The organism is Anaerovibrio sp. (assembly GCF_051866355.1).
Lineage (GTDB): Bacteria > Bacillota > Negativicutes > Selenomonadales > Selenomonadaceae > Anaerovibrio.
In genome coordinates this window covers 1-11,702 of the sequence record NZ_JBJDWZ010000116.1, presented here as the reverse complement: position 1 = coordinate 11,702, position 11,702 = coordinate 1, and the positions used below count along the sequence as shown (strand labels likewise).

Annotated in this window: 12 protein-coding genes and 3 tRNA genes; 14 read left to right on the top strand and 1 reads right to left on the bottom strand. The window is 53.6% G+C overall.

Translation table 11 applies throughout. The features are described 5' to 3' along the window. The first annotated feature begins 68 nt into the window (after positions 1 to 68). The 7 genes from ACI3UA_RS06185 to ACI3UA_RS06155 all read left to right on the top strand — a co-directional run bounded on the left by ACI3UA_RS06185 (position 69) and on the right by ACI3UA_RS06155 (position 3,334). Positions 69 to 144: transfer RNA gene (locus tag ACI3UA_RS06185), tRNA-Asn, on the top strand. Positions 145 to 147: 3 nt separating this feature from the next. After that, positions 148 to 222, top strand: a tRNA-Glu gene (locus ACI3UA_RS06180). 41 nt (positions 223 to 263) lie between these two features. Next, positions 264 to 339, top strand: a tRNA-Val gene (locus ACI3UA_RS06175). 149 nt (positions 340 to 488) lie between these two features. Then, positions 489 to 743 (top strand): NfeD family protein, encoded by a 255-nt coding sequence (locus tag ACI3UA_RS06170; protein WP_439723948.1) that lies wholly within the window; start codon positions 489 to 491, stop codon positions 741 to 743. A 61-nt stretch (positions 744 to 804) separates the two neighbouring features. Beyond that, the gene (floA, locus tag ACI3UA_RS06165; protein ID WP_439723947.1) at positions 805 to 1,791 is read left to right on the top strand and encodes a flotillin-like protein FloA; all 987 of its coding nucleotides are present in this window, start codon (positions 805 to 807) and stop codon (positions 1,789 to 1,791) included. A 12-nt stretch (positions 1,792 to 1,803) separates the two neighbouring features. After that, positions 1,804 to 2,304 (top strand): hypothetical protein, encoded by a 501-nt coding sequence (locus ACI3UA_RS06160; protein WP_439723946.1) that lies wholly within the window; start codon positions 1,804 to 1,806, stop codon positions 2,302 to 2,304. Between the two features lie 79 nt (positions 2,305 to 2,383). Continuing rightward, positions 2,384 to 3,334, top strand: a complete 951-nt coding sequence (locus ACI3UA_RS06155; protein WP_439723945.1) for a glycosyltransferase family 2 protein — start codon at positions 2,384 to 2,386, stop codon at positions 3,332 to 3,334. A 262-nt stretch (positions 3,335 to 3,596) separates the two neighbouring features. Here the strand turns inward: ACI3UA_RS06155 and ACI3UA_RS06150 are convergent, their stop codons facing one another. Beyond that, positions 3,597 to 3,995, bottom strand: a complete 399-nt coding sequence (locus ACI3UA_RS06150; protein ID WP_439723944.1) for a GtrA family protein — start codon at positions 3,993 to 3,995, stop codon at positions 3,597 to 3,599. A 356-nt stretch (positions 3,996 to 4,351) separates the two neighbouring features. Here ACI3UA_RS06150 and putP point away from each other — a divergent pair, with 356 nt between their 5' ends. The 7 genes from putP to ACI3UA_RS06115 all read left to right on the top strand — a co-directional run. Next, positions 4,352 to 5,815, top strand: a complete 1,464-nt coding sequence (gene putP, locus ACI3UA_RS06145; RefSeq protein ID WP_439723949.1) for a sodium/proline symporter PutP — start codon at positions 4,352 to 4,354, stop codon at positions 5,813 to 5,815. A gap of 189 nt (positions 5,816 to 6,004) precedes the next feature. After that, positions 6,005 to 6,859: a response regulator gene (locus tag ACI3UA_RS06140; RefSeq protein ID WP_439723943.1), complete on the top strand. Its 855-nt coding sequence runs from the start codon at positions 6,005 to 6,007 to the stop codon at positions 6,857 to 6,859. Positions 6,860 to 6,861: 2 nt separating this feature from the next. Then, complete coding sequence (locus tag ACI3UA_RS06135; protein ID WP_439723942.1) at positions 6,862 to 7,320, top strand: chemotaxis protein CheX; 459 nt, start codon at positions 6,862 to 6,864, stop codon at positions 7,318 to 7,320. A gap of 143 nt (positions 7,321 to 7,463) precedes the next feature. Beyond that, entirely contained in the window at positions 7,464 to 7,886 is a 423-nt protein-coding gene (locus ACI3UA_RS06130) for a DUF1934 domain-containing protein (RefSeq protein WP_439723941.1), read from the top strand. A gap of 79 nt (positions 7,887 to 7,965) precedes the next feature. Next, complete coding sequence (gene argS, locus ACI3UA_RS06125) at positions 7,966 to 9,627, top strand: arginine--tRNA ligase (protein ID WP_439723940.1); 1,662 nt, start codon at positions 7,966 to 7,968, stop codon at positions 9,625 to 9,627. 74 nt (positions 9,628 to 9,701) lie between these two features. Continuing rightward, positions 9,702 to 10,037: a DNA-directed RNA polymerase subunit delta gene (gene rpoE / locus ACI3UA_RS06120; RefSeq protein ID WP_277006499.1), complete on the top strand. Its 336-nt coding sequence runs from the start codon at positions 9,702 to 9,704 to the stop codon at positions 10,035 to 10,037. A 64-nt stretch (positions 10,038 to 10,101) separates the two neighbouring features. Further along, on the top strand, positions 10,102 to 11,702 hold a 1,601-nt coding region (locus ACI3UA_RS06115), incomplete at its 3' end, for a CTP synthase (RefSeq protein WP_439723939.1).

The window sequence follows — 11,702 nt, the reverse complement described above, 5'->3', positions numbered from 1 at the left end:
AAAAAGTGCTTGCATTTTTTTTCTGGATGTCATATAATAACACTTGTCGACGTCATGTGACATAACACTCCTCGATAGCTCAGTCGGTAGAGCACCTGACTGTTAATCAGGCTGTCGCAGGTTCGAATCCTGCTCGAGGAGCCAAATGGCGCGTTGGTCAAGTGGTTAAGACACCGCCCTTTCACGGCGGCTTCACGGGTTCGAATCCCGTACGCGTCACCACTTTGATTTAACCGGGGATGTATTTTACTTCCCTTATATATGGGCGCTTAGCTCAGCTGGGAGAGCGTCTGCCTTACAAGCAGAATGTCAGCGGTTCGATCCCGTTAGCGCCCACCATATATGAACTTCGGAGGCTACCTGATGGTAGCCTCTTTTTTGTGCTGTGGCCCCTGTGGCGGTCAGGCTGATTTTTTCCTTGCATTTTTCATATTTATCTGCAATAATATTAGAAAACTAATGTGCAGTTTTTGGAAAGGGGAAGCCGTATGGGATTTTTTGCTAATTTGTGGCACAGCATGGTGCTGAAAGACCAGACCTCTACGGACAAGGGCTATGTCAGCGCGCCGGAGCATGATAAGCTGGTGGGCAGGCAGGGCATCGTCACCAGGGAGCTGCGGCCGGCGGGAACCGTGGTCATTGACGGTGAGCCGGTGGACGTGGTATCCGAGGGCGATTACATTGAAAAGGGTCGTCAAGTCACCGTGGTTGCCGTTACAGGCGGCCGCGTGGTGGTGAGATAGATAGACGCTGTTCATGGCTGCCGCCGTGAGCTATGTTGGATTTTTGAAAGGATGGAAGTCTATGATTTCGAGTATAATTTTTCTGATACTGGCAATAATCTTTGTTGCCCTGTTTCTGCATTTTGTGCCTCTGCGGCTGTGGATTGCCGCAAGGGCAGCCAACGTGCCGCTGAACATCATTACGCTGGTGGGCATGCGCATGCGCCAGGTAACGCCTTCCAAGATTGTCATGCCGCTGATTAAGGCAAACAAGGCGGGCCTTGATGTGGAGGTCAACCAGCTGGAGGCGCATTTTCTGGCCGGCGGTAACGTGGACAAGGTGGTGGACGCGCTGATTGCCGCCCATCGTGCCCAGATTCCCCTGCCTTTTGAGCGTTCTGCCGCCATTGACCTGGCCGGGCGCGACGTGCTGGAAGCAGTACAGATGAGCGTTAATCCGAAGGTGATTGAGACGCCGGTGGTTTCCGCCGTGGCAAAGAACGGCATCGAGCTGAAAATCAAGGCAAGGGTTACCGTGCGTGCCAACATTGACCGGCTGGTAGGCGGTGCCGGCGAGCCGACCATCATTGCCCGTGTAGGCGAGGGCATCGTTACCACGGTGGGTTCCTCGGAAAGCCACAATGATGTGCTGGCCAATCCGGACGATATCTCCAAGACGGTGCTGGGCAAGGGACTGGATGCCGGTACGGCCTTTGAGATTCTCTCCATTGATATTGCCGATGTGGATGTAGGGCGCAACATTGGTGCGGAACTGCAGACGGATCAGGCGGAGGCCGACAAGCGGATTGCCCAGGCCAAGGCAGAGGAACGCCGTGCCATGGCTGTTGCCAAGGAGCAGGAGATGAAGGCCTATACCCAGGAGATGGAAGCCAAGGTGGTGGAGGCGCAGGCAGAGGTGCCTCACGCTCTGGCAGAGGCCCTGCGAAGCGGCAACATGGGCGTGATGGATTATTACAACCTGAGCAATATCAAGGCAGACACGGATATGCGCGACAGCATCAGCAGAAGTACGGGGGATAGCCAGCTTACGCCGCCTGCCATAAAGTAAGTAGGTGATTGTATGGATATGCTGGATATGGCGGGCTTTTTTGGCCGGCTGGAGCGCTGGATGGATACGCTGGCCTCGCTGGCTCCTTTTCTCGTGTTTGTCACAGCCATCATCATCGGCAATCTGGGGGATAAGAAAAAGCCAAAGGTAAAGAAATCGAAGCCTTTTCCGCAGAATGCCCCTCTGCCTGACATCAGGCGTCCCGCCGAGGTGACGGTGGATATCAAGCCGATTCCCCAGCCGCGCATCAGGACGGAGGCGGAGCATCGTCCCCACCATCCCGCCGAGTATGAAGAGGTACACAATCCTTATCAGAGATATCTGGAGGAGGAGGGGCGCAGGCAGGCTGCCGGAAAGGATGCCGGTTCCAAGGAACAGGGCAAGGGGCAGCAGGCCCGGGCACCGGCCGGGGAACCGCGTCCTGCCGGGGTGATGCATGTTTCGCTGGTGCAGGCCATCGTTTCCGCCGAGGTGCTGGGCAGGCCGAAGGCTTTGCAGCGCAGACGGCGCTAATACTTGTTAATTTCATAAGATAACGCTATAATAGATACGTTATAGCGTTATTTTTTTGTGACAGAAGGTTCGTGTTAAGATGAAAACAATATCCATTGTTGTACCGGTTTTCAATGAAGAGGACAATATAGAGCATTTTTATGAGAGCGTCCGCAGCGTGATGGAGCCGCTGGCCTATGAATTTGAGCTTATCTATGTGGACGATGGTTCCAAGGACAGGAGCCGCGAAATACTGCGCGGCCTTGAGAAGCGGGACGAGCGCGTGCAGTCCATCTTCCTGGCCCGCAATTCAGGCCATCAGCTGGCCCTGACCTGCGGCCTTGACCATGCTGACGGTGATGCCGTGATTACCATGGACGGGGACATGCAGCATCCGCCGGAGCTGATACCTGTCCTGCTGGAGAAGTGGGAGCAGGGCTATGAGGTGGTGCAGACCATCCGCAAGACCACGGAAGGCGTCTCGGCCATGAAGAAGCTGACCTCCTATTACTATTACAAGGTGCTGAACAAGCTGTCCAATGTGCATATTCAGGAGGGCGGCTCTGATTTCCGCCTCATGGACAGGGTGGTGGTCAGGGCCTTCCGCCGCTATCGGGAGCATGCCCGCTTCATCCGCGGCATGATTGGCGCCATGGGCTTTCGTCAGGTGCAGATCGAGTTTGTGGCACCCAAGCGGTTTGCCGGCGTGTCCAAGTTTTCACCTAGAAAGATGCTGAATTTTGCCATTGACGGGGTGCTGGCCTATTCAAACCTGCCCCTGCGGCTGGGGCTGTACATCGGCACGGTGTGCGGCATTTTGAGCCTTTTAATGATAATCCACGTCTTCATTTCCAAGTATATCCTGAACGATGCCGTGGCAGGCTGGGCGACCCTGACGGCCTGCGTGCTGTTTTTTGGCGGCATGCAGATGATTGTGCTGGGGATTCTGGGGGAATACCTGGGCAGGGTGTTTGAAGAGGTAAAGCATCGTCCTCTGTATCTCATTGCCCGGGGCAAGCCGAAGGATGAGGAAAGGGAGGATTTCAGGTAAGTTTTTTTGCTGTGTTTCGGCAGATATATGTGCGTAAAAATAAATTGAGAAAAATTCTCAAATAATACTTGAAAATAGTTCTCAACTGTGCTATATTATATACAGGCTTGAGGAAAGCATATCCTCGAAAAAGCTAACTCTCCTAAATATAATACACACTAAAAAAATCCCTCCGCTCATGAGGGATTTTTTTAGTGGCGTTACGGCAGAACGCTGTCGCCGGGGGCGCCGTCAAATTGTGGCTGCTGCCGGTGCGCCCCGCCTATCTGCCGAAGGCAAAGATTTTTACCATCAGGAAGGTGACAGGGATGCCCAGCACGGCGGCCAGCAGGTAGCTGACTACCGGCGGGAAGCCCAGCATGTTGTAGAATATCAGCACGATGATATTCTGGATGATGTAGTTGGGGATGTAGGAGATGAAGAATTTTACGTAGCGCGTCAGGGACAGGCTTTCGTGGAAGATGAAGCGGCTGTTCATCCAGTAGGCAATGATGTTGCCCGTCAGGTAGCCGATGTTGAAGTTCAGGTTGTTGAAGGGACTGACAAGGCCGCACAGCCAGGCGATAAAGGTGCCGTTGAAGGTGTTGATGCAGCCGACTATCAGGAACAGGAAAAACTCCCGCGTGAGAAAATGTCCCTTTGCCTTTTCGATGATATTCATATAGCCTCCCTCTGATGTGGTTGTTTTAGTTGTTTTGGTTATTTTGCTGTCTGGTCTGCTTGCGCTGCCTTCAGCAGACTAATCATACCATTCCCCGGCCGGTATTGCAAATGGCGGTGCTGTGGCCTTGCAAAAAGCGGGGATGAGAAATAATTTTTCATGCAGGCAAAAACCGCAGCCGGTGTTTATCCCTGATGGAGCAATCCATGCCGCTGGCTGCGGTTTTTATTGCGGAAAAATGACGGCGGCGGGATATATATTGAATGTATACAGGTATATTAATTTGCCAAAATGACGATTCTCTAATATAATGTTATGTATTATTTTTTATAGGAGGAATAGCATTGGAGAATATTATGGTAATCACCGCCTTTGTCCTCTATCTGGCCCTGATGATGGCAATTGGCATTTATTATTACCGCAGGACAAACAGCATGGATGACTATATCATCGGCAACCGCAAGCTGGGAGCATGGGTTACGGCCATGAGTGCCGAGGCTTCCGATATGAGCGGCTGGATGATGATGGGCGTGCCGGGGGCGGCATACCTGGCAGGCCTCAGCTCGGCCTGGATTGCAGTGGGGCTGGGGCTTGGCACCTGGGCCAACTGGCATTTTGTGGCCAAGAGGCTGCGCCGCTACACGGAGATGGCAAACAACTCCCTGACCCTGCCTGACTTTTTCCAGAACCGTTACAATGACCACAGCAATCTGCTGAGGATTATTCCGGCAATCTTTATCGTTATTTTCTTCGTTATCTATACCGGTTCCGGTTTTGTCAGCGGCGGCAAGCTGTTCAGCACCCTGTTCGGGCTGGACTATACTACGGCGGTGCTGATTGGCGCCTTCGTGGTGGTTTTCTACACCTTGACCGGCGGCTTTATGGCCGTGTGCTGGACCGACTTTATCCAGGGCATCATGATGTTCTTTGCCATCGTGATGGTGCCTGCCTTTGCCATGTATATGCTGGGGGGCGTGCAGACCACCATGACGGCCATTGATATCGTGAATCCGACGTTTTTCAATCCCTTCATGAATCCTGACGGAAGCACTATTTCCTTTGTGGCCTTTATCTCCCTCATGGGCTGGGGCCTGGGGTACTTTGGCCAGCCGCACATTCTGGTGCGCTTTATGGCCATCAGCTCCACCAGTGAGCTGAAACGCTCCAAGCGCATCGCCGTAGGCTGGTATATCATTGCCATGATTGCCGCCGTATTCGTGGGCATGGTGGGCAAGATATACCTGACGGAGCCGCTGTCCGGCCCGGCTGTGGAGACGGTGCTGCTGGTGATGACGAAGCAGCTCTTCTCGCCTTTTATGGGCGGCCTGATTATGTCCGCCGTGCTGGCGGCCATCATGAGTACCGCTTCCTCGCAGCTTCTGGTGTCGGCCTCCGCCTTTTCCCAGGATTTTTACCGGGCCGTTATCAGGAAGGATGCTTCCCATGCCGAGCTGGTATGGGTGAGCCGTGCCGCCGTGCTGGTGATTTCCGCCATGGCCATTTCCATCGCCATGAATCCGGACAGCTTCATCCTTGAGATGGTGGCCTATGCCTGGGCGGGCTTTGCCGCTACCTTCGGGCCGGCAGTGCTGATGTCCCTGTTCTGGCGGCGCACCACCAGGAACGGCGTGCTGGCCGGCATCGTGGTGGGCGGCGTTACCGTCCTCGTCTGGAAGCAGCTGGCGCTCTTTGGCCTGTACGAGATTATTCCGGGCTTTGCTCTGGGCTTATTGGCGATTTATGTTGTCAGCAAGCTGGACAAAGAACCTGCAAAAGAAATTACAGATTTGTTTGACGCTGTAGACAGTTCTAATATATAATAAAATACAGGAAATGCATGAATCCCCTTTAACCGAACCGTTATGGGGGATTCGTTATTGTTCGTACTCCTGACGTTGGCCGGGATGAAAAAATTTTAAATTTTCTTGAGGAATAAAGAGGGTTTTTTCATTCCGTGGCGAAAAGTAACATATAGATGTTAGTATTGACGAGAAGTGCAGGTGATTTTGGTGGAGAAAGTTCGGGTAATGGTGGTCGACGACTCCAAAATTAGTCGGATGATGATTAGTTCCATGCTGGCAAAAACTAATTTTGAGGTCTGCGCTATGGCAGAAAATGCTGCTCATGCGATAGATTTGTATGCAAAGACTAGGCCTGATGTGGTGACTATGGACATGAATCTGCCGGATGCTGATGGTATTGAGTGCAGCAGGCGTATCCATGCCATGGACTCCCGTTGCAAGATTGTCATGATTAGTGCCATGAAGGATGCCAAGCTGATTATGCATGGCCGTCTGGCCGGCATCAGCTCCTTTTTGCAGAAGCCTGTCAGCACGAATGAGCTTTTGGATACGCTGATGATTCTTTGTCAGGAGCATGTGGGTGTGAATGCTGTCTACAGGGATTCTTATGTTTCCACCTACGCCAAGGTCTTGCAGGAGGGACTGCAGCAGATTGCAGGCCTGGAGAGCGAGATTCAGGTGCAGGAGGAAAACAGCGGACCATTGAGCGTCAACGGCGTGGCTGTGATTATCGGCGTGGTAGGAGAGCCGAGGGGCAGGGTTGCCTTCTATATGGATGAGGCTACCATGCGCGGTTTTGCCGGGGCTGTGCTGCAGCAGGACAGCGTGACGGACGCGGAGGCGCAGGCGGCAGTGGAGGAATCCGGCAATATTATTGCGGGGCACGGTATCTCCAGGATTAATGATGTAATCAAGGACAGGGAAATGAGGCTGACACCTCCGGGGATTATCAGCGGAGTGGACATCAAGCTGTCAAATCCTGAGCTGATAGCCTTTAATATCAAAGCCAAGACTTCTATAGGTGATATATTTATGAATGTTGGTTTTGCGAGGAGCGTGTGAACATGGATGTAAAATTGGTCAATCCGTTTATTGATGCATTCACTACGGTATTGCCACAAATGGGATTTCCAACGCCTGAGCGGACCGGCATGGGGGTAAAGGATAAGCATATCGAGAGCCTCGGGGTATCTGTTCTGGTAGGTTTTACAAAGGAAATCCGCGGCAACGTGGTTTATAACATGGATGAGGAAACTGCTAAGTTTATTGCCTCTACTATGATGATGGGAATGCCTATCGCTTCCTTCGATGAGATGGCCCAGAGTGCCATTTCCGAGATGTCCAACATGCTGACTGCCAATGCGGCCACCAATCTGGCGGCGCTGGGCAGGGAGGTGGATATTTCCACACCGAGCCTGACCGTGGGCGTCGGCGCCCAGATACGCATAAGCGCGGGACAGTTTCTGACTGTCAACATGGATTTGGGCGGTCATGTAGTAGAGATTGATATAGCGGTAGAGTAAATTTTTCAAGGAATCGTATTTTTTGCGGTTCCTTTTTTATTTTATCTATTGGCAATTTACGCTGTTTGGTTTATAATAATGTATAGTTTTGTTTGAACCAGAATAATAGAACATCTGTGAGAAAATAACCGAGGAGCTTTGTTGTGTTGGATAGTGTAAGGATAAGCATTGAAGCCAGGCAGGAAGCGCCTGACGGCCATGTGGAGAAGCTGTGCCGGAGCATGAGGGGCAGGTATTGCTTCAAGGGCGGCAAGCATTATCTCCGCTATGAGGACAGGCCTGCTGACGGGCAGGACAGGGTGCCGACCACCATCAAGCTGTCCGCTGATGAAATGGTTATCCTGCGGCATGGTGCGGTCACTGCCGAGCAGCGCTTTGTGCCGGAGCGGGAAACCAGGGCGGATTATCATACGCCCTACGGCGTCATGGAGCTGGTGATGCAGACGCACGCCCTGCAGTCAGAGTTTGACGGGGCTTCCGGCTATGCCAGGGTGGCATACCATCTCAGTGCCAACGGCGCCCCTGTGGGAAAATACGAGGTAGAAATCAAGGTTGAGGCGTGCTGATACAGGGACTGCCGCGCGGGCCTGCGGCCTGATGCGGCGCTTTTCCAGCCCGGCATGCTGATTTTAGGAGGATAAAGGATTGGAAATCAAGGATATACTGACAAAGGCTATCGAAGGAGCCGCTTTGAATGCAATCAAGGAGGGCGTATTTCCGGAGGCGGAGCTGCCGGCTGTTGTTCTGGAGGTGCCGCCGAAGAAGGAGCTGGGTGATTTTGCAACCAATATCGCCATGCAGTCCGCCAGGGCCTTCCGCATGAATCCGCGCCTGATTGCCCAGGAGCTTACGAAGAGGATTCAGGGAGAATGGCTGGACAGGGTTGAGATTGCCGGGCCGGGCTTTATCAATTTCTACCTGAAGTCCAACGTTATCTACGATGGACTGGCCGCTCTTTTGCAAAAGGGCGAGGCTTTCGGACAGCTGCCGGCGAAGGATATGAAGCCGGTACAGGTGGAGTACGTCAGCGCCAATCCTACCGGCCCGCTGCACGTAGGCCACGGCAGGGGCGCGGCGGCCGGCAGTGCGCTGGTCAATGTCATGCGCGCCGCAGGCTATCCTGTAACCAGCGAATATTACATCAACGATGCGGGCAACCAGATTAACAATCTGGCCTGCTCCGTAAACCACCGCTATCTGGAGCTTCTGGGCAAGGCTGACGAGAAGGACTTCCCGGAGAATGGCTACCACGGGGCGGATATTATCGACACGGCACAGCGCATCATCAAAAAGGACGGGGACAAGTACCTGAACATGAGCGAGGATGAGCGCATGGGCATCTTCAAGGAGCTGGCCCTGAAGGAAAAGCTGGCTGCCCTGAAAGAAGATTTGGAGGCCTTCAACTGCCGCTTTGATGTGTGGTACAGCGAGCGCACCCTGCATCCGGACAAGGTGCAGGACGCCTGCCGGTTCCTGCAGGACAACGGCAATATCTACGAGAAGGACGGCGCCCTGTGGCTGAAATCCACCGCCTATGGTGATGACAAGGACAGGGTGGTTATCCGCGACAACGGGGAGCCTACTTATCTGGCTGCCGATATCGCCTACCACCGCGACAAGTTTGCCCGTGGCTTCGGCAAGGTCATCAACATCTGGGGCGCGGACCATCACGGCTACATCTGCCGCGTGAAGGCCGCCGTCAAGGCCCTTGGCTACAATCCTGATGATTTGGATGTGCTGCTTCTGCAGATGGTGCGCCTGCTGCGGGGCGGTGAGCTGGTGAAGCTCAGCAAGCGCACGGGCCAGACCGTTACACTGGCAGAGCTTATTGAAGAAGTAGGCTCCGATGCGGCAAGGTACTTCTTCATCATGCGCTCCATGGACAGCCAGCTGGATTTTGACCTGGATCTGGCAAAGTCGAAGTCCAACGAAAATCCGGTGTACTACATTCAGTATGCCCACGCCAGAATCTGCAGTATTTTCCGTCAGGCGGCGGAAAACAACCTGCAGGTGGGTGAGGCGCCGGAGCTGTCCCTGCTGACCGATGATACGGAAATCGCCATCATCAACAAGCTGCAGAAGTACGAGGAAGAAATCGAGCGTGCCGCGGCAGAGTATGCGCCGCAGCGTATCGCCCGCTATGCCTACGAGCTGGCAGGCTGCTTCCACAGCTTCTACAACCAGTGCCGTATTCTGGGCGTGGAGGACAAGCTGGCAGAGGCACGTCTGGCGCTGGTGACTGTTACGGCTCATGCCATCCGCCACGCCCTGGGGATTCTGGGTGTTTCCGCGCCGGAGCGCATGTAAGCATGCCGGGCGGATGCGTGCTGGTGAGTGAGGATATTTGTGAATAATAACCCTTTTGAGAGGAGAATATAGAAGTGGATTTTTTGAAAAGCTCTGATGTAGAGGTAGCGGCCTATGTGCTGCATGAAAGCAAGGTTCCGATGTACTACAAGGACCTGATTATGGAGGTTCTGGAAAAGCGCCAGAAGAATGTGCAGGCTCTGGCAGAGGCTATTTCCGAGGTTTATACCCAGATTAATATGGACAGCCGTTTCCACTATGCAGGCGACGGCAGATGGGGGCTCACCGAGTGGAACCCGCCTGAGACAAAGCGTTCCTCCCGTGGTGCGCGCTCAGCGACCACCAACCGCGCCAAGACTGCCCGTCAGCGTGAGGAAAAGCTCTTTGAGGGAATTCAGGAGGACAACTGATACACTGTACAGGTGATATGATTAACACGACGATATAAATCTGGTTTTGAGCAGGAGGAACAACATGGCAAAGTATATTTTCGTTACCGGCGGCGTAGTTTCATCTCTGGGCAAGGGCATTACGGCTGCTTCCCTGGGACGCTTGCTGAAAAATCGCGGTATCAAGGTTACTATTCAAAAGTTTGACCCGTATATAAATATTGACCCGGGCACCATGAGCCCTTATCAGCACGGCGAGGTTTTCGTTACCGATGATGGTGCGGAGACCGACCTGGACCTGGGGCATTATGAGCGCTTCATTGATATTAATCTGACCAAGGGGTCAAATATAACTGCCGGCAAGGTTTATTGGAGCGTGCTGAACAAGGAGCGCCGCGGCGATTATCTGGGCAAGACCGTGCAGGTTATTCCTCATATTACCAATGAAATCAAGCAGCGTGTCTACGACGTGGCCGCTGATGACGGCGCGGATGTGGTTATCACCGAAATCGGCGGTACCGTGGGCGATATCGAGTCCCTGCCGTTCATGGAGGCTATCCGTCAGGTGAAGAAGGAAGTGGGCCGGAACGATGTGCTGTACATCCATGTGACCCTCGTGCCGTACATTTCCGCCGCCGGTGAGCTGAAGACCAAGCCGACCCAGCACAGCGTAAAGGAGCTGCGGGGCATCGGCATCCAGCCTGATATTCTGGTGTGCCGCGCCGAGAAGCCGCTCACCAAGGACATGAAGCAGAAGCTGGCTCTCTTCTGTGACGTGGAGGAGAAGGCCGTTATTGAAAACCTCACTGCCGATACCATCTATGAGGTGCCGCTGATGATGCAGGAGGAAGGGCTTGACCGCATCGTGCTGGAGAAGCTGGGCATGGATTACAGCCCTGTGAACATGGACGAGTGGGCTCAGATGGTGAACAAGATTAAGAATCCGCAGAAGAAGGTCAAGGTTGCCGTGGTAGGCAAGTATGTGGAGCTGCCGGATGCCTATATTTCCGTCACCGAGGCTTTGCATCATGCAGGCATTTACAACGATGCTTCCGTGAAGATTCACTGGGTGAACTCCGAGAAGCTGGAGGGTGCCAATGTGGACATGGACGAGGAATTTGCCGGCTGCCGGGGTATTCTGGTGCCGGGCGGCTTTGGCGACCGCGGTGTTGAGGGCAAGATTAAGGCTATTCAGTATGCCCGCGAGCATAAACTGCCGTTTTTGGGACTGTGCCTGGGCATGCAGTGCGCCGTTATCGAGTTTGCCCGCCATGTCTGCGGCATGAACGGCGCTCACAGCACCGAGTTCAATTCCGAGACCGAGTATCCTGTTATTGACCTGATGGCCTCCCAGGTAGATGTGGAGGACAAGGGCGGCACCATGCGTCTGGGGGCATATCCTTGCAAGGTGCAGAAGGATACCAATACCTTTGCGGCCTATGGGCAGGAAATGATTAGCGAGCGCCATCGCCATCGCTATGAGTTCAACAACGCTTTCCGTCAGCAGCTTTCCGAGGCTGGCATGGTGATTGCCGGTACCCTGCCGGATGACAGCCTGGTGGAAATTGTGGAGGTAAAGGACCATCCGTGGTTTGTGGCTTCCCAGTTCCATCCTGAGCTGAAATCCCGTCCGAACCATCCGCATCCGCTGTTCAAGGGATTCGTGACTGCGGCTTTGAACATGAA

Excerpts from the sequence above, each read along its gene's own strand:
- ACI3UA_RS06170 (WP_439723948.1), top strand. The coding sequence starts at position 489 with ATGGGATTTTTTGCTAATTTGTGGCACAGCATGGTGCTGAAAGACCAG.
- floA (WP_439723947.1), top strand. The coding sequence starts at position 805 with ATGATTTCGAGTATAATTTTTCTGATACTGGCAATAATCTTTGTTGCC.
- ACI3UA_RS06160 (WP_439723946.1), top strand. The coding sequence starts at position 1,804 with ATGGATATGCTGGATATGGCGGGCTTTTTTGGCCGGCTGGAGCGCTGG.
- ACI3UA_RS06155 (WP_439723945.1), top strand. The coding sequence starts at position 2,384 with ATGAAAACAATATCCATTGTTGTACCGGTTTTCAATGAAGAGGACAAT.
- ACI3UA_RS06150 (WP_439723944.1), bottom strand. The coding sequence starts at position 3,995 with ATGAATATCATCGAAAAGGCAAAGGGACATTTTCTCACGCGGGAGTTT.
- putP (WP_439723949.1), top strand. The coding sequence starts at position 4,352 with ATGGTAATCACCGCCTTTGTCCTCTATCTGGCCCTGATGATGGCAATT.
- ACI3UA_RS06135 (WP_439723942.1), top strand. The coding sequence starts at position 6,862 with ATGGATGTAAAATTGGTCAATCCGTTTATTGATGCATTCACTACGGTA.